Annotated in this window: 15 protein-coding genes and 2 pseudogenes; 9 read left to right on the top strand and 8 right to left on the bottom strand. The window is 66.4% G+C overall.

What is annotated here, in order from left to right; all coding sequences use genetic code 11:
* The first annotated feature begins 1 nt into the window (after position 1).
* The gene (locus tag C9F11_RS22785) at positions 2–1672 is read left to right on the top strand and encodes a relaxase/mobilization nuclease domain-containing protein (RefSeq protein ID WP_138961018.1); all 1671 of its coding nucleotides are present in this window, start codon (positions 2–4) and stop codon (positions 1670–1672) included.
* 64 nt (positions 1673–1736) lie between these two features.
* Here the strand turns inward: C9F11_RS22785 and C9F11_RS22780 are convergent, their stop codons facing one another.
* Together C9F11_RS22780 and C9F11_RS22775 are read right to left on the bottom strand one after the other, a co-directional pair.
* The gene (locus C9F11_RS22780; RefSeq protein ID WP_249401843.1) at positions 1737–3218 is read right to left on the bottom strand and encodes an amino acid permease; all 1482 of its coding nucleotides are present in this window, start codon (positions 3216–3218) and stop codon (positions 1737–1739) included.
* A gap of 44 nt (positions 3219–3262) precedes the next feature.
* Entirely contained in the window at positions 3263–4114 is an 852-nt protein-coding gene (locus tag C9F11_RS22775) for a hypothetical protein (RefSeq protein ID WP_138961017.1), read from the bottom strand.
* A 170-nt stretch (positions 4115–4284) separates the two neighbouring features.
* Between C9F11_RS22775 and C9F11_RS22770 the strand changes: the two genes are divergently transcribed.
* Positions 4285–5145, top strand: a complete 861-nt coding sequence (locus C9F11_RS22770; protein WP_138961016.1) for a hypothetical protein — start codon at positions 4285–4287, stop codon at positions 5143–5145.
* On the opposite strand, the gene C9F11_RS48750 is transcribed toward C9F11_RS22770, so the two are convergent.
* A complete protein-coding gene (locus tag C9F11_RS48750) occupies positions 5133–5462 on the bottom strand; it encodes a hypothetical protein (RefSeq protein ID WP_346347468.1) in 330 nt (109 codons plus the stop codon). The two genes, C9F11_RS22770 and C9F11_RS48750, sit on opposite strands and share 13 nt — an antisense overlap.
* Here C9F11_RS48750 and C9F11_RS22765 point away from each other — a divergent pair.
* Positions 5403–6458: pseudogene (locus C9F11_RS22765) on the top strand (serine hydrolase domain-containing protein); the annotation flags it as partial. The gene C9F11_RS48750 and the pseudogene C9F11_RS22765 sit on opposite strands and share 60 nt — an antisense overlap.
* Positions 6459–6632: 174 nt before the next feature.
* On the opposite strand, the gene C9F11_RS47480 reads toward C9F11_RS22765, so the two are convergent.
* Entirely contained in the window at positions 6633–8642 is a 2010-nt protein-coding gene (locus tag C9F11_RS47480; RefSeq protein ID WP_346347455.1) for a WD40 repeat domain-containing protein, read from the bottom strand.
* A gap of 657 nt (positions 8643–9299) precedes the next feature.
* Here C9F11_RS47480 and C9F11_RS47475 point away from each other — a divergent pair.
* The 6 genes from C9F11_RS47475 to C9F11_RS22730 all read left to right on the top strand — a co-directional run bounded on the left by C9F11_RS47475 (position 9300) and on the right by C9F11_RS22730 (position 17185).
* Positions 9300–9533: a hypothetical protein gene (locus C9F11_RS47475; RefSeq protein WP_171075819.1), complete on the top strand. Its 234-nt coding sequence runs from the start codon at positions 9300–9302 to the stop codon at positions 9531–9533.
* A gap of 453 nt (positions 9534–9986) precedes the next feature.
* Complete coding sequence (locus tag C9F11_RS22755) at positions 9987–11306, top strand: DNA cytosine methyltransferase (RefSeq protein WP_138961014.1); 1320 nt, start codon at positions 9987–9989, stop codon at positions 11304–11306.
* A gap of 157 nt (positions 11307–11463) precedes the next feature.
* A complete protein-coding gene (locus tag C9F11_RS48745) occupies positions 11464–12075 on the top strand; it encodes a very short patch repair endonuclease (protein ID WP_249401842.1) in 612 nt (203 codons plus the stop codon).
* Between the two features lie 430 nt (positions 12076–12505).
* Positions 12506–14851 (top strand): ATP-binding protein, encoded by a 2346-nt coding sequence (locus C9F11_RS22740; protein ID WP_138961013.1) that lies wholly within the window; start codon positions 12506–12508, stop codon positions 14849–14851.
* Between the two features lie 13 nt (positions 14852–14864).
* Entirely contained in the window at positions 14865–16523 is a 1659-nt protein-coding gene (locus C9F11_RS22735) for a DEAD/DEAH box helicase family protein (RefSeq protein WP_138961012.1), read from the top strand.
* A gap of 5 nt (positions 16524–16528) precedes the next feature.
* Positions 16529–17185 carry a hypothetical protein gene (locus C9F11_RS22730; RefSeq protein WP_138961011.1) on the top strand — a complete coding sequence of 219 codons (657 nt, stop codon included), beginning with the start codon at positions 16529–16531 and terminating at the stop codon, positions 17183–17185.
* A gap of 76 nt (positions 17186–17261) precedes the next feature.
* Here the strand turns inward: C9F11_RS22730 and C9F11_RS22725 are convergent, their stop codons facing one another.
* The 4 genes and pseudogenes from C9F11_RS22725 to C9F11_RS22710 form a co-directional block, all read right to left on the bottom strand.
* Complete coding sequence (locus C9F11_RS22725) at positions 17262–17489, bottom strand: hypothetical protein (RefSeq protein ID WP_138961010.1); 228 nt, start codon at positions 17487–17489, stop codon at positions 17262–17264.
* A 59-nt stretch (positions 17490–17548) separates the two neighbouring features.
* Positions 17549–17884 (bottom strand): transposase, encoded by a 336-nt coding sequence (locus C9F11_RS22720; protein ID WP_138961009.1) that lies wholly within the window; start codon positions 17882–17884, stop codon positions 17549–17551.
* A gap of 15 nt (positions 17885–17899) precedes the next feature.
* Positions 17900–18115: pseudogene (locus C9F11_RS48740) on the bottom strand (LacI family transcriptional regulator); the annotation flags it as partial.
* A gap of 102 nt (positions 18116–18217) precedes the next feature.
* Positions 18218–20152: a DUF3427 domain-containing protein gene (locus C9F11_RS22710; RefSeq protein ID WP_138961008.1), complete on the bottom strand. Its 1935-nt coding sequence runs from the start codon at positions 20150–20152 to the stop codon at positions 18218–18220.
* Positions 20153–20170: the final 18 nt, after the last annotated feature.

Below are 20170 nucleotides of genomic sequence, written 5' to 3'. Positions count from 1 at the left end.
GGTGATACCCAAGATCATCCTTGGCGGGGGTCCCGAGGCTACCCGCCGCACGATCGGCTACCTCTTCGGCAAGGGCCGGGCCAATGAGCACACCGACCCGCATCTGGTGGCGTCCTGGAACGGCTTCGCCCCTGACCCTGGCCGCAGCCCCCACCGCGACCCGAAGGAGGTGGAAAAGCAGCTTGTCGCCCAGCTCGACCAGCCCGTGCAGATGCTCGGCGACAAGGCGCCCAAGGACACCGTGTGGCACTGCCCGGTCCGCGCCGCACCCGAAGACCCCATCCTCACCGACGCCCAGTGGGCAGACATCGCCCGCCGCATCGTGGCCGCCGCCGGCATCGCCCCGACCGGGGACGAGGAAGCCTGCCGCTGGGTCGCCGTGCGCCACGCCGACGACCACATCCACATCGCCGCCACCCTCGTCCGCCAAGACGGCCGACGCCCGCAGCGCGGCTACGACCAACGCGCCGTCCAGCGTGAGGCTCGCCGGATCGAAATCGACTACGGGTTGCGGCGGTTGAAGCCGGGCGATGGCACCGCCGCCAAGCGCCCCACCAGCAAAGAGCACTTTAAGGCCAAGCGCCTGGACCAGGACGTCACATCCCGCGAGATCCTGCGCCTGCGGGTACGCCGCGCGGTGGCCGCCGTCTCCAGCGAAGCTGAGTTCTTCGCCTTCCTGGGGGCAACCGGCGTGAACGTACGCCCGAAGACCGAGCCGTCCGGCGACGTGATCGGCTACAGCGTCGCTCTGCCCGGCGACGTCAATAAGCAGGACGAACCCATCTGGTACGCGGGCTCCACCCTCGCCAGCGACCTCTCCCTGCCCAAGATCCGCCAGCGCCTCACGCACACCAGCTCCGCGCCCGCCCCCATCCCGCCGGACAATCCGTGGCACCAGGCCACCGCCGCCACCGAACGCATCCCCCACCACCTCACCCGTGGTGACGATCCTGCCGCCCAGGGCCAGCTCGTCGCACTCGGTGCCGCCTTGGACCTGCTGCCGCTCACCGCACCGGCCGGGGTAAGGAGCGAACTGGAACGGGCCGCCGCGGCGTTCGAGCGCGCCACCCGCTCCCGCATCACCGCCGACGACGCCAGCGCCCGCGTTCTGCGCAGCAGCGTCCAGGCGATCTGGCGCAACCCCGCATCCGTGGGCGACGGGTCCGGCCTGGCGATGCTGATCGACACCGCGGTCGCCTTCGCCCGGCACTGGCACCGCACCCGCCAGCACGCCCAGCAGGAGGCGGCAGCCGAACAGGCCCTCCGCCACCTGCAGACCGCGTACGCGCAGATCGCCCCACCGGTGCTGGACAACCTCGCCCGCCACGCACCCAGCCTGCAGACCAAGCATCGCCTTGCCCGGTACGTCCATAAGGCGGTGCCCGCCTACGCCGAGCGCATCCTTGACGACGCTGCCTGGGATGCCTTGGCCGCAGTACTGGCCGAGGCCGAGAAGGCAGGGCATAACGCGGCCACCATCCTCGACCAGGCCGTCAGCCAACGCACCCTGGACGACGCCCGCAACCCCGCCCGCGCCCTGACCTGGCGCATCCAACGCCTCGGCCAACGCCACGCCCCCGGCCCTCGCGCCCAGGCCACCATGCAGCACCCCGTCTCCGGCACCAGCACACCCGGCGCCAAGCCGGCGAACAGTGCTGCTCGCCGGCGCTGACCGCACAAGCGGGCGGAACATAGCCGTTTCTCCTCCGCTGCGGCCTACTAGCGCGCCACCCCGCTCATGAGCGGGGGTGGCCCGGGTTGAGGAACCATTTGCGGGCCGACGCAAGCCACCAGACACCGCAGAAGGCGACGACCACCCCGACCGCGATCGGCGCGTAATTGAAGGTGTCTGCGGTGACCGGGGAGCTCTGCGGCAGCATGAACAGCACCGTGATCACCACGACCCACGCGACGGCGATCGTGCCGACCGTGGTGGACCAGGAGCCGAGGTGCCAGGGGCCGCGCTCGAACCGGCTCCCCAGGCGCAGCCGCAGGAACGTGGGGATCACGTACGCGATGTAGAGGCCGATGGTCGCGATAGAGGTGACGGCCGCGTACGCGGTGCTGTTCCACAGGTAGGGCAGGCCGAGGACAAAGGCACCGCCGGTGGCGAGCCAGACGGCGTTGGTGGGGGTGCGTGTGCCGGGGTGGAGCTTGTGCCACGTCCGGGAGAAGGGCAGCGCGCCGTCGCGGGAGAAGGCGTAGATCATGCGGGAGTTGGCGGTCACGGAGGCTATCCCGCAGAAGAACTGGGCGACGATGATGACGAGCAGCAGCCACTTGCCGGCCGCCGCGCCGAGGGCGTCCATGAGGATCTGGGCCGGGGGCACGCCGGTGCTCGATTCGAGGGCGCCGGTGTAGGAGTCGATGGCGTAGGTGAAGCCGAAGAGGAGGACAAATCCGGCCGCGAGGGAGACGAGGATCGAGCGGACGATTCCCTTGGGGCCGGCGGTGGCCGCGTCGATCGTTTCCTCGGTCATGTGGGCCGAGGCGTCGTAGCCGGTGAAGGTGTACTGCGCCATCAGCAGCCCGATGAGCATCACGTAGGCGCTGGAGGTGAAGCCGGTGTTGTTGACGAACTCGCCGAAGACGAAGTGGGCCGACTGGTGGTGGTCGGGGATGAGGACCAGGGCGCCGCAGATGACGACGACGCCGAGGATGTGCCACCAGATGGACACCTCGTTGAGGGCAGCGACGATGCGCACGCCGAAGGTGTTGAGGACACCGTGCAGGGCCAGGATGATCCCGAACAGCGTGATGGTGTGCCCCGGCGTGGCGGCGTATCCGAACTGAAGATCAAGCAGGGCATTGAGGAAGTTGGCGGCGCCGAAGTCGATGCCCGCGGTGACGGCTATCTGGCCGAGGGTGTTGAACCACCCGGTGAACCACGCCCAGGCCGCCGCCGAGCGTCTCGGAGCCATGCGGTGCGCCCAGAAGTACAGGCCGGCGCTGGTGGGATAGGAGGAGCAGACCTCGGCCATCGACAGCCCGACGAAGAGGGTCATGAGGCCGACGAACAACCAGCCCCACATGATCACCGCCGGGCCGCCGGTGTTCATGCCGTAGCCGTACATGGTCATGCAGCCGGACAGGATCGAGATGATCGTGAAGCTGACGCCGAAGTTCGCGCGGCCGGACATCGAGCGGGACAGCGTCTGCTGGTAGCCGAGCTGCTTGAGGCGTTCCTCGTCGGAGACGCGGGAGACATCGAGAGGCACTGGGGTTCCGTCCTTCGTACGTGAAAGGGGGATGGTTCGGATACTCAGCGGTGTCGGCGTCGCGGAGGGCTGTAGGCCCAGCCTCGGTGCCGCAGGAACAGCTCGCGGGGCTGGCCGCAGTACGACCACGGCACTTGCGTGGCGTACGGGCCGATCGCGTCGAAGACCTCTAGGGCCTCGTGGTGGCGGTTCGCGAACGAGAGGGCGTGGGCGAGGTAGTTGGCGTCGTCGGCAAAGCAGGCGTGAGGCTGCGGTGCTCGGTAGCGCCACCAGCGCTCCAACACCGGATCGATCTGCGGGCAGTCGACCCAGGGGTGGATCGTCAGGCCGTATGACGTCTGGTCCTGCTCCTGGCGGGACCGGTGTGCTTCCGCCAGGGCGACCAGGGGCAAGGCCGCTATGGGCAAGCCTTGGGGAGCGATGGATGCCTGCTCCTCGGCCCACCAGGCCGCCTCACCTGGCTTGCCGTGATGGCGGGGAAGCAGGTACGTGATGACCTCGTGATGCGCCTCGCGATTCCACGGGTCACGCTGCTTGATCTCCTCCCACACGTGGCAGAGCGTGTCCCGATCGGGAGCGTGGGTGCGAAGTAGCGCGAGCATGACGACCAGCGGCGCCACGTCCTGGGGCCACGCGTCCAGAGCGGTGTGACAGGTGGACCAGGCTTCCTCCATCAGAGGTCGTCCGGCACTGCGTCCGGTGATCATCGCGCGTAGGGCCTGCACGTTCGCGAGGAGAGCGAGGGCGTGCGGAGAGCGAGGCTCGGCCTTGGCCCAGGTGTCGGCGAACCTGAGCCGCGCCCCCGCTTCGGCAAGGATCTGGAGGCGGAAGATCCTCCGGTCCCAGTCCGGTCCCGTCGCGGCAAGCAGATCCCGGGCGCTCTCCCACCTGCCCATCGCCGCGTCCTCCACCACTGGCCGTAGCGCCGCGTCATCGCGAGCCGGATGCTGGTCAAGCAGGGGGCTGCGGTCGTGGCCACGTCGCGCTATCAACGCCCCTGTCCCGGGCCTGCTGTGTTCGCTGAGATGGGCATGGAGTTGGTCGTGCCGGTGCTACGGTCGCCCGCATGACGCTCTCGGCACCTTCGGCGCGCGCCGTTGACTTGCGAGTTGAATCGGTGGACATCGTTCTCGATCACGTAGAGCGATCCCTTCAAGTCGAGCTGGACCGGGCGACGGTGGTACGTAAACGCCGCTCGGTCGGAGCGCGTACGGACCGGCGGACATGGATCCGTGTCGAGAGGCGCGGGCTCGACAAGATCGGTGTGCAGGGCTGGAACGGCACTGAGTGCGCCGCACGTCTGGAAGGCATTGCCCAGCCCATCTGGCGGGGGTGCGTGGTCTGGCGGGACGCGGACGAACCCGTGATGTGGCGGGCCGACGAGACCGATCTCCTGCCGAGTCCACCCATCGGCAACGCGATCCTCAGCGAGGACCCGAGACTGCAGGACTCGTGGTGGCAGGCGTTCAACGCCTCGCTGGACGCGCTCGCGGCCCAGGAAACGCGGCGCATCGCCACCCCGGACACCATCACCATCACGCGGGCTCTCGTAACTGAAGCCGTCCGCAGCGTCGCCCCCACCCACGACCTCGACACGACCGTCGAGCGCTGGGTGCCCGCCCACGCGGACCTGAACTGGGCCAACATGACCGCGCCGACGTTCTCTCTCTTCGACTGGGAGGACTGGGGCAACGCGCCGCGCGGCTTGGATGCCGCCTCGCTGTGGGGCAGCTCGCTCGCCGTCCCTGCTCTGGCCGATCGCGTGTGGCACGAGCGACGCCACGACTTCGAGAGCCGGGACGGCAAGCTGATGACGCTCTTCGCGTGTTCGAAGATCCTTGGGCCCGACGCGCACCCACAGGCCCCCCGGCTGGCGCCCGCGCGCCAGATGGTGGAGCGAGTCGTCGCGGAGCTTCAAGCAGGCTGATCACGTGACCGGGACCGGATGAGGTCCCGGTACTCGCGAACGGCCCGCTCGTCCACCTTGCTGGTCAGGGCGGCCATCAGTTCGCCCAGGTGGGCGGGCTCATCCGTGCCCACGGCGATGGTGCTGACCTTCGGAAGGTCGTACGCCGTTCGGAAGGCCGCCTGCACACGGGTTACGCGGTCGCCGCTCCGGAGAAAGACACTGGGGTTGATCCGGTCCCACACCGGAGCGCAGGTGCTGCCCCCGAAGGGGCTCATCAGCCAGTGGTAGACCTGTGGGGTGGGGTCGCCGATCCCGACACCCGTCGCCCGTGGCAACGCGACACTCTCCAACTGGTCTACTCAGCGACCAAGGGGGCAACTACGAGCGCCGCGCATCTGCTGGTCCAGCGGGGCGAGCTCGACCTGGACGCTCCAGTGGCCAAGTACTGGCCGGAGTTCGCCGCGAACGGCAAGGCGGACATCCAGGTGCGCTGGCTCCTGTCCCACCAGGCCGGCTTGGTCACGCTGGACCAACCGGTGCCGCTCACTGATGCGTTGGCCTGGCACCCGATGGCCGCTGCGTTGGCCGCTCAGCGCCCAGTGTGGGCTCCAGGAACCGCGCACGGATACCACGGGCGGACGTGGGGCTGGCTGGTCGGCGAGTTGATCCGCCGGGTGTCCGGCCGCTCACCGGGCCGCTTTTTCGCCGACGAGTTCGCCACCCCACTTGGGCTGGACTTCTTCATCGGGCTGCCGCCGAGCGAACGGTACCGGGTCAGCCGCATGGTGCACCGGAAGCCGGACGTCGACTTCACCAGCCTGCCACCGGAGTCGATCCCCGAAGACCTCCGTGAACAGGTCGCGGCGTGGCGCGACCCGAACTCCTTCAGCAACAGGGCGTACATGGTCACCGACCCGGCGGCGATCGACTTCGACTCCCCCGAGGTGCAGGCTGCGGAACTCCCGGCCTCCAACGGCATCGCCACCGCGCGAGGACTGGCGCGCATGTACGCGGCACTGATCGGCGAGGTGAACGGCGTGCGCCTGCTCACCCCACAGACGATCGCATCGGCCACCAAGGAGCAGTCGAGCGGAATGGACCAGGTACTGGTGGCGCCGAGCCGTTTCAGTTCCGGATACATGCTGCCCACCGAGGGCAACCCCATGACCGGGCCGCACTCCTTCGGCCACACCGGACGGGGCGGCTCCCTCGGATTCGCCGACCCGGAACACGGCATCGCCTTCGGCTACGTGATGAACCACATCATCAGCGGCTCTGACGATGCGCGTGCGGCACCGCTGGTCGAGGCAGTGCGCACGTCACTGATGTGATGAGCCCTACCCTGCGGCTCGTCCCTCGAAGTGATCCACGCTCGAGGATCGGCAGGTAGAAGGGCGTAGGGGCTCAGTGGCCGAGGCGGCGCAGGCCCTCTTCGAGGGTTTGGTGATAGTGGTTTACCGGGCCAGAGTCGCGGTTGTGCCAGGCCGCGTCCGGTACCTGTCCGGTCAACCATGGGGTGCGGCAAGGCTGCTTGCAAGCGGAGGCACCCACAATCGAACGGTGCGGTCGACGCTCGCAGTGGCGAGAACGGAGCTATCTGGGGAGAAGGCAACTGCCGTCACTGCCCCGTGGTGGCCGACAAGAGGCTCGCCGACGAGCTGATGTGTGGCCGGATCCCAAAGGCGGACAGTGCGATCGTTGCTGGCGGTGGCGAGCAGGCCGCCGTCGGGAGCGAAAGCCAGGGCCGCGACAGCATCACCGTGGCCGGTCAGGGGCTTTCCGACTGGCTGGTGAGTGGTCACGTCCCACAACTGTGTTGAGTGGTCATCGCCAGCGGTGGCGATCAGGCTGCCGTCAGGGGAGAATGCCACCGAGCCGACAGGGCCACTATGGCCCTCCAAGAGTTCGCCTGTGGGTGTACGGCTCGTCGAGTCCCACAGCCGTACTGTCCCGGCGTCGGTGGCGGTCGCGATCAACCTGCTGTCCGGGGAGAACGCGACCCCAGTGACGAGCCCCTGTTGGCCGATCAATGGCGCACCGGCAGCTTGTTGGGTGGTCGGTACCCACAGCCTTACGTCGCCGTCGCCGGCGGCGACGGCGAGGAGGGTCCCGGTGGGAGAGAAGACCACCGACGTGATGGGGCCAGGGTGGTCGGCCAGGGGGCTGCCTGCCGAAGTTCGGGTCGCGGCATCCCATAGATGTACCGCGCCGCCACGGTCCGCAGTGGCGATCAGAGTGCCGTCGGGAGAGAACGTCACCGCGCTCACGGAGTCACGGTGATTGGTAAGGGGTCTGCCGACTGATTGTCGGTTGGCTGGGTCCCAGAACCGCACCGTATCGTCAGCGCTGGCAGTCGCGAGCTGGGTTCCGTCTGGAGAGAACACCACTGCGCAGACCGCGTCGCGGTGTCCGATCATCGGCGCCAGGGAGATTGCTTCGCCGTTCTTGAGCGCGGTGAGAACACTCCTACTAGCGAGGCCACGCGCAGTCAGGTGGTTGAGTCGAGTGCGCAGCTCAGCGTTCTGCGTGACCGGGTTCTCGCCGGGATCGTCATCGTGTCGCGCACCTTGTATCGGGACTGGTGCTGATAGGGCATTGGCCTCCCACAGTCGCACCGTGCGGTCGAAGCCACCGGTGGCGAGCAGGTTGCCGTCGGGGGAAAACGCTACTGCGGTTGCGTTGCTGGTGTGGCCGGTGAGGGGTGCCCCGACGGTCTGGTGAGTAGCCGGGTCCCACAAACGCACCATGCCATCGACGTCTGCGGTGGCGAGCAGGTTGCCGCCGGGGGAAAACGCCACGGCTGTGGCGGAGCCGGTGTGGCGGGTGAGGGGTGCCCCGACGGTCTGGTGAGTAGCCGGGTCCCACAGACGCACCATGCCATCGTCACTGGCCGTGGCGAGCAGATTGCCACCGGGCGAGAACACTGCCGATCTGACGGGTCCGGTATGACCGATAAGGGGCTTACCAACCGCTTGGTGGTTTGCCGGGTCCCATAGGCGCACCATGCCATCGAAGCCACCGGTTGCGAGCAGATTGCCGTCAGGGGAGAACGCGACCGCCGTGACGGGGCCGGTATGGCCCGTCAGCGGCTTGCCGATCGCCTCGTAGGTGTACCGGTCCCAAAGACGTACCGTGCGATCGAAGCTGGCGGTGGCCAGCAACGTGCCGTCCGGGGAGAAGGTGACCGCGGTGACGGCGTCCTGGTTTGTTGTTGGGAGTGCCCCGGCCGGTTCGTGGGTCGTCGCATCCCAGAGCCGCACCGATCCGATCTCGCTGGCGCTGGCCAGTAGAGCCCCGTCGGGGGAGAACGCGACGGATCTCACGGTCTTCTCGTGGCCGATCAATGGCTCGCCGAGCGCTTGGTGAGTGACAGGGTCCCAGACCGCCACCATCCCAGCGGCGCCAGCCGTGGCTATCAGGTTGCCGACGGGGGAGAACGCCACTGACCATACGAAACCAGGGTGGGGCAGAAACGGTGGCGCGGGGCGGTACCCCAAGTGCGGGCTGTTTCCCATCGACACAGGTGGGCCCGTGACCGGGATCCGGGTTCGGAGGACCGGCACAGTGGGGTCTGAGGGCAGCGAGGGGCCGACAACGGCAGGGACCGGCATCGATTCCGGTGCCGCGGGTGCGTGGCGGGCCTCGTCACGTAGGGTCGCGAGTCGGGTCCATTCAATACGCCATGACTCGACACGTGGATCGTCACGGCCCACCGGGGAGGGGCTGTCGCCCGCGAGACTGAGTAGCGTCCGGACGAGACCTACGACGAAGTCGAGGCTGGGCAGACGCTTCCCGTTGAGGGCCTCACTGATCGCGGACCCGGACAACGACTTCCCACGGGGTGCGGTACGGCTGATGTCGGCGAGAGCGGGTTGACCGCATTCGATCCGCAGCTTCCGGAGATTGGAGGCGAAGTCCGCGAGCTCGCGCTGAAACGCGGTACCGGAAGCGTCCTCATGCGCCACGTATGTCCCCTGCTCCCCCGATGGCCTGTGGGCCTCAGCGTAGGACGCGGTTTGCCGAACAGGACCGAATTCTGCCGAACCCCACCGTACATAGTCCGTGTTCGCCCGACGGGCCATGCGGTCCGACGATGGCCTGCGGCGATCGAGCTTATCCGGGTCCCTTCGTGCTGCATGGGGCTTGGCGGGTGGGGCTGGTGTGCTGAACGCATGGATGAGATCGAAGAGACCACCGCGCCGTCCGTTCCTCAGACTGTCCCCACGGCAGGGCCGACGCGCGAGGCGCCGCTCCACGAGCGGGTGCTCGACCTGGCCGCACTGCTGATCCTGATCACCTTGGCGGCGGGCGTTTTCATGCTCGCTGGCGCCGAGGCGTTCACCGCGGTCACCAGTGTCGGGCTGGGGCTGTTCGCGGCCTGGCGTGGCAGGCCGCCGCGACCGTGAAATCGCTGCGGGACCCTGGCAGTTACTGATAGTCGTTGAAACGGCTCCGTCGACGGGATCGCGCGAGGGGGGCGTCTGTCGCTCGCGCGATCCCATCGACGAGGATCCGCTCCGTGGACCGACACGGCGGGGCGTGACGCCGACTCCACTATCAGACGGCATGCGCCTCGGCTTTGGAGACTCATCGATCGAAATGCCTCCGCCGATGACCCCCCGGTCCCGGGACGTCCGCGCCTGTCCGAACCTGTGCGGTACCGGTCGGCGCTCGGCCGGTATGAGGTATAGCCCATCGGCCCTAGAGAACAGTGGTCGACCTCTCGTGAGGCGTAATCGGTCATCGCCGCCGAGGGCATTGGGTTCGCCACTCCAGCCACGTTCGGCAACCCACGGGAGTGAGGTGATTTTCCTCAACAGTGGTTACATGCGTCGCAATTTCCGCGGTATGCTTTTGCAATGTCTGAACTGCAAGAAGAGCCAAAGCGTGATCGCACCGGGGTTGAGCTGTTCGCGGGAGCGGGCGGCCTGGCCATGGCGGTCCACGGGGCGGGCTTCCGGCCATTGCTGTTCAACGAGTTCGCCCCGCGAGCGTGTCAGACCTTGGAGGCGAACGGGGCGAAGCCCCGAGGGGACACGGAGCGCATCCCCGATCCCGGGGAGCCGTGGCCGCTGGTGGCGGGGGACGTCCAGGGCCTGGATATGAGGTACCTGCGCGGACGTGTAGATGTGCTCGCCGGCGGCCCGCCGTGCCAGCCGTTCAGCCTTGGAGGGATCGCCAAGGGGGACGAGGACAAGCGCAACATGTTCCCGCAGATGTTCAAGGCGATGCGTCAGATCCGGCCCAAGGCCGTTATCTGCGAGAACGTCGTGGGACTGCTCAGGCCATCGTTCAAGCCCTACCTCGACTACATCTTGCGCGAGATGGCGATGCCCTTCGAGCTACGCGATCCCGAGATTCCTTGGCATGAGCACGATCAGAACCTCATCAAGGCCGGGCGCAGGACCGCCGACGACCCGTCGGAGCGCTACAAGGTGGTGATGACGCGAGTTAACGCCGCCGACTACGGGGTCCCCCAGATCAGGCACCGCATCATCATCGTCGCCTTCCGGGAGGACCTCGGTGTCGACATCGACCAGTTCAAGGAGGACGTGCTTCCCCGGTACTCCGAGCAGGCGCTATTCCGGTCCATGCTCGACGATTCCTACTGGAAACGCCATCCTGAAGTCCCCGATCACGTGCGCGCCCTGACTATGGCCAGGGTCAAGGCAGGGAACCGTAAGGACATCTCGCTCACTCCGGACGAATCGAAGCCCTGGCGCACCTTCCGGGACGCCATCGCCGGTATCGACGAGAACGAGGGCAAGCCCCTGCCGAAGATCGACTGGGACAGGCTTGACCGCCATGAGTATCGCGCCGGTGGGTTCACCGATCACATCGGCTGGCCCGGCGCTCGGATCTATAAGGGCCACACGCCCAATGAACTGGACCGTCCCGCCAAGACGGTGAAGGCCGGCGTGCACGGCGTCCCGGGCGGGGAGTCCGTGATGCTGACCGATGATCTGGAGACGCCCGGAGGCACTACCTACAGGCACAGGTACATGACCGTGCGCGAGACGGCCCGCGTCATGACCTTCCCCGACGACTGGAAGCTTGAAGGACCCCGTGGGGAGAAGATGCGGCAGCTCGGCAACGCGGTCCCGGTGAAGCTCGGCGCGGTATTCGCCGACGCGGTGGCCAAGGCCCTCGACACGGCGTCGGGTCAAGGACGTGAGTGATGTGGCGAAGCCGCCTCAGAGTCGTTGGAACGACAAGTTGCCTCCCGATCGTGCCTGGAAAGGGCGCCCGGGGAGGACTCGGAAGGTCCTTTCGGCCGAGCAGGACAAAGCGGCGGGCGGTCGACATCGGCGTGAGGTCGACCTGGGTGACGGCCGCGTGGCCCACGCCTCGGTCTCATTGAGGGTCCTGCCCAAGACGCGACGCATCCGCGCGTCACTGCGTTGGGGCGACGGGAGGAGGTCCCCGGAGCGCTACCTGGGTGAGGTCGAACACGACACCCGTGAGGCCAACCTTGCCGCGGGGTGGCGGCTGGCCTGGGCTAAGGGCCTCTTGAGAGAGGAGACCTTGCCAGAGGGCTCGACAGCCTCGACCCCGGCAGTCCGTGCCTCCATGAAAGGCAACCGCGGAAGGGACACGAAGCCCGAGAAGGTCCTCAGGTCCCTCCTCTTCAAGGAAGGGCTTCGTTACCGGGTCAATGCACCGCCGATCCAGGGCCTCCGGCGTAGCGCGGATGTGCTGTTCCCGAAGGCGCGAGTCGCAGTCTTCGTCGACGGCTGCTTCTGGCACGTCTGTCCGGAGCATCATCGACCAGCCACGAGGAACAAGGATTTCTGGACGGAGAAGTTCGCCGAGAACCAGCGGCGGGACGCCGAGACCAACCGGATCCTGGAGGAGGCGGGCTGGAAGGTCATCCGGGCTTGGGAGCACGAGGTACCGGAGGAGGTGGCGAGACGGGTCATCTCAGCGGTCCGCCGGGTGACCCGCTAGCTGGGCTTACAGCTCCTCGCGCTGCAGCAGGTCGTCAATGGCGTTCGGTCAACTTGCGCAGAACGACGCGGCCGTCACCATCGCTGTACGCAAGGTTGGCGCTCCCCGTGTCGAGACCTGCCCCGGCGACAATCCCCAAAGGGATCTACACCCGGCCGCTCGCATCGATGATGACTCGCGCGGGTCCCGGAACACGAGGCGAGCCTTGCACGGGGTGCATTGATGGGGCACGCGCCGTGGCGAGGTGTGGAGCGGGTTCCAGCAGGGGTTTCGAGATCTATGTCCCACAGGTACCGGTGCCGCCCATTAGGGTTGACGCCATGCTGGTGGATGGACCGGACCGGGGCCGGTGGGGGCGCCGAGACACTGGTGGGCGCGCCTTCGCGTCTGCCTGCTACGCATCTGTTCACGACGAAGACGGGGGCTGTCTGTGACCGAGAGCCAGTACATCAATGTCACGCCACATCCGCGCATCCTGGGTGTGCTGGGCGACATCGAGTTCTCTCACTGGCAGTGCCTGGCCGAGTTGGTCGACAACTCCTTCGACGAGTTCCAGGCGGCCGGCGGAACGGTGGACCGGCCGTCGGTCGCAGTCTCTCTCCCCCCGGCGAACTCACAGCGTGCGACAGCTGAGATCAAGGTGCAGGACAACGGCCGGGGCATGAGCCTCGAGGCAGTCACCAACGCCATTAGCGCGGGCTGGACGAGCAACGGTCGACATGGGTCCCTCGGCCTGTTCGGCATGGGCTTCAACATCAGTACGGCCCGGCTCGGTCGGCGTACCACGGTACGCACCAGTCGGGCAGGCGATCCGGACTGGATCGAGGTGACCCTGGACCTGTCTAGGATCGCTAACTCCTCCAAGTACCAGGCGCCATACCGGTTGGTGCCTAAGGCCAATCGCGACGAGCACGGCACCACGGTCACGATCAGCGAGCTCAAGCAGGAGCAGTACGCCACGCTCTGTCGCCCTCAAACGCAGACCGTGATCCGAGAGAAGCTCGGGGACGTCTACAGCTATCTGCTGGCGGAGAAGGGCTTTCTACTCACGCTCAACGGCAAGAAGGTCAGGCCGCGCCTGCCCTGTGTCTGGGACGAGAAGCGAACCGTCACCCGCCAGGGCGTGGAGATCCATGCTGTACAGAAGATCGACCGTACTCTGAGCCCCAAGAAGGCGTGCATGGCGTGCGGTTACTGGAGCACCGCCGACGCGGAGCACTGCGAGGAATGCGGACAGGACCGCCTGGAACTGCGGGAGCGCAGGATCTGGGGCTGGCTCGGCATCCAGCGCTACCTCCACCGCACCGACTACGGGCTGGACTTCCTCCGTAACGGGCGCAAGATCATGCTCAAGGACAAGCGTGTCTTCTTCTGGAAAGACGAGGACGACATCGCGGAGGCGGAGCTGGAGTACCCCATCGACTCCGGAGCCGTGCAGATGGGCCGGATCGTCGGTGAGATCCATTGCGACCACGTTACTCCGAACTATCAGAAGACCGCCTTCGAGTTCGAGACAGCCGAATGGCGTCAGGTCCTGCGCGAGGTCCGCGGGACAAGCCCTCTGCGCCCCAAGATCGCCAAGAACCTTGGGCTGCCGGAGAATCGCAGCCCTCTCGCCCTGCTCTACGCGGGCTTCCGTCGCCAGGACCCGGGGCTCAACTACCTGATCCCCGGCGATGGACGTAACCCTCTCCACGAGACGGCGGCGAAGTGGGCTGGGTTGATGCGGATGGGCGGCTACGAGTACCAAACCGACGAGGTGTGGTACCGAGCCGCCTACCAGCACGACAACCCGATAGCGGTCGACCCACAACCGGAGAACGACGACATCCTCCCCGGGTTCGGAGCTGGACTCCTCGACCCGAATGACGAGTTGGAAGACGGTGCGGCGCCGAGCGCGACAGGCCCGACCACCGCTGGTCAAGAACCGCCCAAGGACGAGATCGCGCCGACGGAGACGCTGGATCAGCGGCTCCAGCGATACCGAGACAACGCCGACCCCATCGTGGACCTGACAGGGCCGTACTACCTTGAAGAATTGGGCCGCGTGGATCTGACGGCCTGGGCCGTCCGCGGACAGAACCTCGTCACCAAGGACGAGCGGCCCGCACCTGTGATCGTCTCGATGGTCCGAGCCCCGCACCTCGATGTCTTCGTCGACACTGGCCACTCGCTCTTCCGCGAGCATGGGGCGGACATGCGTGACCTTGCACTCGTCGAGGTCGCGGAGTTCATGCGGGTGCGGGCGAACATCGTGTCGATGCCCTTGAGCGAGATCGTGGCACAGCTCAAGAGCCACACCTCCAGTCCTCGACTGACGCCGGCGGCGACGGCGGAGGAGTCGGAGAGGCTTCTGGAACAGGTGCGCTTGGCGATGGTGGCGCCTGTTTCGGCTAACCCCGCGGTGCACTGGCTGCTGCTCACGAAGGATGAACGAGCTGACGCCGAGCGCCGGTTCGCGGTTGAGGCCGGCGGAGTGTCACCTTGGAACGACGCGATCTCCAGCGGTGAGTTCATTCGCTATGTCCCGGCCAGCGCGGTCATCCGTATCATCCAGGATTCTCCGGAGAGTTTCCTCGACGGGTGCGTCTTCAAGCGCGGGTACATCGCTCTGAGCGATCCCGGCGCCCGAGCGCTCGTCGTGGAACGACTGATCAACCCTTTGGGGGACCTCGCGCTCCTGGAGCAGCACCGCCCACGCCTAGACGTGGAGGAACTGGCCCGGATCAGGATCAGCTGCAGACTCATCGCGCGCGACCTCGCCGACAACACATAGGGAGAGCGACGGAATGCGATTCCTTGACGCCGCCTCCCTGTTGGACTCCGGCCCACTGCAGTTCCCGCGCCGCATTGAACGACTCCTGTGGCACCTGGGCTTCTCCGACGTGTCCAACATCGACGGCTCCGGTGACGAGGGAGGCGACATCCTCGCCCTCCATAAGGGCGAAACCTGGGTGATCCAGTGCAAGTGGAAGCGACACGGAGCCGTAGGGGCCGACGCGGTGGACGAGGTCGCTCGCGCTCGGGATCACTATCGCGCCCACAAAGCCGTCGTCGTCACCAACACCCGCTTCAGCCCTGAGGCTCGGAAGCGGGTAGCGAACCTGGCACGCCTAGGTCCGGCGATCCTCCTGTGGGGCGGAACGGACCTGACAACCAGCTTCGACCGGGTACCGCCCCGCTTCGGGCGAGTGACGCCACGGCCGTACCAGACCGAGGCACTCCAGGCACTGGCCGCCGACCTCGATGCCTCGGGTCGCGCACTCCTAGTGCTAGCCACCGGCCTGGGTAAAACGGTCGTCGGAGGCGAGGCGATCGCGGCGCACCTCAGACGAGCTCCCCAGGACCAGGTCCTGGTCGTCGCGCACGCGAAAGACCTCGTCCAGCAACTAGAACGGGCGCTCTGGCGACACCTACCCAAAGATGTCCCGACGCGGCTCCTCACGGGTGACACCCGCCCCGACGATCTGTCCGGCCTCACCTGCGCGACGGTCGGCTCGGCGCTGTCGGCCGCGCGATTCGGCTACCGCCCGGCCCTCGTCATGATCGACGAAGCCCACCACGTGGGCGAAGAAGGCCAGTACGTCGAACTGCTGGAACTCCTAAGCTCGGCAAGGCACCTGGGAGTTACGGCGACCCCATGGCGCGGTGACAGGCACGACATCACTCATCAGCTCGGCGCCCCCAGCTTCAGCCTGGGGATCGAGGAGGGCATGCGGCGCGGCTACCTCGCTCAGGTCGACTACCGCCTGTTCGTCGACGACATCGACTGGGACATCGTCCGCGAGGCCAGCAACCACTCGTACGGACTCGCCGAGCTCAACGCCAAGCTCTTCCTGCCGCAGCGGGATGAAGCTATCCGCGACGAACTGGCCTCCGCATGGACTGCCACGCGTAATCCGCGGGCCATCGTTTTCTGCCGCACTATCGAACACGCCGAGCGGCTCGCTGACATGCTGCGGCGCACCCCCCCTTGGTCAGGTGCCCTCGCCATCCACGCGGGACTCGCCAAAAGGGAGCGGCAGAACCGTCTACTCGCCTTCCGGGCCGGCGACGTGCCCATCCTGACGGCGATCGACATCCTCAACGAGGGGGTCGATGTACCGGACGTGAATATCCTCTGCTTCGCGCGAGTCACTCACTCTCGCCGCATCTTCGTTCAGCAGCTTGGGCGAGGACTCCGACTGAGCGAGGGAAAAGAGCGAGTCACGGTGCTGGACTTCGTCAGCGACCTCCGCCGCATCGCTGCCGCGCTCAAGCTCAAACGCGCACTGGACGGGGACGGCGAGATTGAGACCTTGGCGAAGGTCACCCCGTCGAACGTCGACTTCAGCGACCAGAAGGTGGCGACCCTCATGGACGAGTGGATCAAGGACGCGGCCAGTCTTGAGACCGCGTATGACGAGCACCGACTCCAGTTCCCCGCCACCCGCGCCCCTCAGGAGTAAGCACCGTGCCCTTGCAGCCGCTGCCCGCACCCATTCGCGAGCGCCTTCTCATCGAGATCTACCAGCAGGCCAATGACATGGACTGGGAGTTCTTGAGCAACACCGAGAAGACGCACCAGTACCGGCGATGGATCGAGGACCCCAAGGTCGGCGGAGTCCTGCTCGCCTACGGGCCGGAGAAGGACGCCAGGGTCTGGATTAAGGACGTCCCCATGAAGGAGTACGCCCGAGCGCAGGAGGGGATCGGGAACTATGTCCGCTACGCGGTAAACCGGTTCCAGGGTCCGGAGGAAATCGTTCGAGCGGCATGCGGCAGCGGCTGGGTGATGAAGCCCGATTCGGTTGGGGAGAAGCCGAACCACTGCTATGCCGTCACCGAAGATGCCACTCGATACATCTGCTGGGGTCGCGCCGGGAACTTTCGTGACCTCGTCTGGGCCGCGTTGAACGAGGCCATCGACTCGACGGAGCGGCCCGCGATCGTCATCACGACCCGCAACGGCGAGACTGTCTCCACGGCCGATCGAACGCGTCAGGAACAGCTCGCGCTGCGTTGCGGAGCGGACCTGCGGTACCTGCATCGCGAGATGATCCCTAACCCGGACTACCTTGCGGTGACGGACGGTGGCCACAGCCAACTGCAGCCTACGCTCACGGACTAGCCACTGGTCCGATCGATCAGATCAGCCGCATTATGTGAGCGGTGCGCGGGTGGACTATGTGGCACAGGTAGCCGAGTTAGATGAGCTGGCTGACGAGCCGCCGGGTCTGGCGGGCCGGGCGGCTGCGGTGGAGGAAGTAGTCGCTGCCGAGGTCGGCGTACCCGATGTCGTTCGTGAACATGTGGCAGACGCTGACGAGGATGGAGTGTTCCAGGGCGACCAGTGCGCGTTCCTTGCCCCGGCGGGCAGTGACGCATCGGTAACGAGCGGCGAAATAGGCGTACTTGGTGCGGGCGGCGGACACGGCGGCCTGGCCGAGTGCGCCCTTGAGCCTGGGATCACCGTGCCGAGTCTTTCCGGGGGCTATTTGCCAACAGACTCGCGGTTGCCGGGGCAGACCCCGCCCACGAGGCCAGGTCCCCGGCCGGTGGGGAAGCGGGTGATGTCCGCGCCGATCTCGGCGAAGATCACCTCGGCGGCACGGGTGCTGACGCCGTGGATCGTCACCAGGAGTTCGACCCTGCGGTGAAACGGCGCCATCTGCTGGTCGATGTGATCGCTGAGACGGTTCTCCGTCGCGGTGCAGGCGTCGATCCGGTCCAGCATGGTCCGCGCAAGGAACGCTTGGTGTTCGCCGAGGCTGCCGGTCAGCGCCTCGACGAGGGTGTCCGGCTTGCGCCGCATGACGCCCTTGGCCACCTCCGCCAAAACCTAACTCGCACCGCGCCTGCGTGTCGGAATACCGGGCCACGGCTCACCGAGGATCGGCACCGGTCGGGCCTCTTGCGGTGCCTTCTTCGGCTACCAGCCGGAGACTGCCGGGGTGAACAGCCAGGTGCCGAACCCGTTCCTGCGCCAGTGGGCCGCGTGCTCAGTGGTTGTGCCGCCCCGCATGAAACCGAGGTCGGCGATCGTCTGCTCGACGCGGACGTCACCGAGAGCGGGAACAGGGTTCCAGGGACGGAATACTCCTCTACATCGGCCGAGCCCATTGCCGAATGACGGCTCTGCTCCGCACCTCAGACGGTTGGGTTAGTTCTTCGCGGCGTACGCCCAGACGTCTGCTGGGAGCGGGTAATTCAGCCTCCACAACACGCGCATCGGCTTGCTTCCTTCGTGCTCGACATAGTCGGCCGGCCCTATCAACATCCAGGGCTCCGCACCCCTGTAAGCGGATCGCTTTTGCCGACGGACAAACAGCAGGACGTGTGAGTGGGACGACTGATAGCGGAGGCCCACCGGTGAGTCCTCCGCAGTCGCGCTCTGGGAGTCCCAGCGGAACAAGGACTTACTGAGGGCGCCATCGCCACCTTGTGTTCCGTCGAGTCGATCACCGAGAAAGGGCAGATTCGCCTCCGTGTAGTCCCGGCTCGTGGTGACCAGCAGCGCATCCGTATTGAGGTGCTTGCACCATGCCACCCCTTGAGCGAACTGACCAGGCAGCATGCCGCCCAGGTCACACAAGCCGAGCGCCGCGAGGATCTCCGCCCGGTTGTACGCGGCGTGAATGTGAAGCGGCAACAGCTCCTGCTCTCCAAGACGCAGCTGAGGGCCTAGCGGACGACGTGGCTGAGTCAGCGAGAGTACGACCCGCAGTTCTTGACGCACAGCCCGATGAGAACGCAGCAGTTCGATTCCTGCTTGCCAGGTAGTGAACTCCGGCTGCGGCCAGAGGTTGAACAGCAGCATGCGGGCGTACACCTGGTTACGGCTGTCAAGTTGGTCATACGGTGGGACGTCGTCGTCCAGCAGCTGTTGGTATGCAGCTACACGGTCTGGATCGTCAGCGTGGAGGATGGATGCAATACGGCGGGTGAATTGCCGTTCCTCTTCCGACATCTCCCCCTCCAGTAGTCCGGCGCGGCGTAGGAGGAGATTCCACGAGGATCCTGTGCGGTAGACGTCGCCGAGCATCCGGCCACTGGCCTGAAGATAGTCAGCAAGATCCGGCTGGCCATGGGCAGCCACATCCGCAACGAGCTGTGTCGTGGTTGGAGCCTCAGTCACCGAATTGATCTCCTGGAAGGTGGAGTCGCCGATCTCCGCTCCCAGGAACTTCTCGATTCCCTCGAAGAATCCCTGTGGAGTTTCGACTCGAAGGTCTGCGCCGCTCCGCAGATGCAGCTCTTCAGCGAGCATCGGCCAGGGGCGGGGCCCGCGTCCTGGTTCCGCTGGTTCGTACCAGTCTTCCTTCACATCCGCTGAGACGAACAGCACACGGGAAACGGAGTCTTGAGTCGCCGCGTGCTCTATCAGCTCCTCCCACATCAGGTAGTCCCCCGCTGAGCTCAGGGGCGTTCCCTTGTCCGTGTCGCTGAATCCCGGCGGTATCCGGTTCGGGTAGCGGTACGACTCGGCTTCCTCGACGCGACGTCGAATCATCTCCGGGAGGGGTTGCGGTGCGATGCGTACTCCGAACAGTTCCGCCACGCGTTGCAGCACGACATCGCCGTGGCCAAGCATGGCTGGCTTCAGGTCGTGTTCCTTGAGCTCGCGTACATGGTTGAGGAGCTGATCCCGCCATGGCGTGAGCAGCTTCTTAATCGCCTCGTCGCTGATCGCCTCGTCGAGAGCGTAAGCGGACGTGTTGTTCCGGCCGTAACGCATCAACAAGTCCTGGATCAGGCGCCGGGCAGCGACGATCGCCTGCTGTGCTTCACCCAGCTTCTGATTGACCGTGTTCGGCGCTGCTTTCAGCGTCCGGGCGCGACTGTCGAGTACCCGATGCCGACCCCGAACGAACTTCAGGCCCACCTGATATGGCAACCACAACCGTGACTTCACTCGCTGCAACGTCCGCAGAACCTCGTCCCGAGCCGCCGGGGTGTATTCGTACAGACTTAGCAGCACATTCGTTTCGAGGACAATGAGGCCGCGGGCGAAGAACTCCTCCCGACGACTGTCAGAATCGGGCTCTAGCCAAGCCCGATACTGACGCAGCATGGGCAGATCATCCTGGGCTTCCACTGTCGTGCTCCCCTCCCG

Source organism: Streptomyces sp. YIM 121038 (assembly GCF_006088715.1).
Lineage (GTDB): Bacteria > Actinomycetota > Actinomycetes > Streptomycetales > Streptomycetaceae > Streptomyces.
This window is presented reverse-complemented; position numbering and strand designations above follow the sequence as displayed.

Bases quoted from the DNA above. Each gene is read 5' to 3' on its own strand.
- C9F11_RS22775 (WP_138961017.1), bottom strand. From the start codon at position 4,114: ATGGGCAGGTGGGAGAGCGCCCGGGATCTGCTTGCCGCGACGGGACCG.
- C9F11_RS22770 (WP_138961016.1), top strand. From the start codon at position 4,285: ATGACGCTCTCGGCACCTTCGGCGCGCGCCGTTGACTTGCGAGTTGAA.
- C9F11_RS47480 (WP_346347455.1), bottom strand. From the start codon at position 8,642: ATGGGAAACAGCCCGCACTTGGGGTACCGCCCCGCGCCACCGTTTCTG.
- C9F11_RS47475 (WP_171075819.1), top strand. From the start codon at position 9,300: ATGGATGAGATCGAAGAGACCACCGCGCCGTCCGTTCCTCAGACTGTC.
- C9F11_RS22755 (WP_138961014.1), top strand. From the start codon at position 9,987: ATGTCTGAACTGCAAGAAGAGCCAAAGCGTGATCGCACCGGGGTTGAG.
- C9F11_RS22735 (WP_138961012.1), top strand. From the start codon at position 14,865: ATGCGATTCCTTGACGCCGCCTCCCTGTTGGACTCCGGCCCACTGCAG.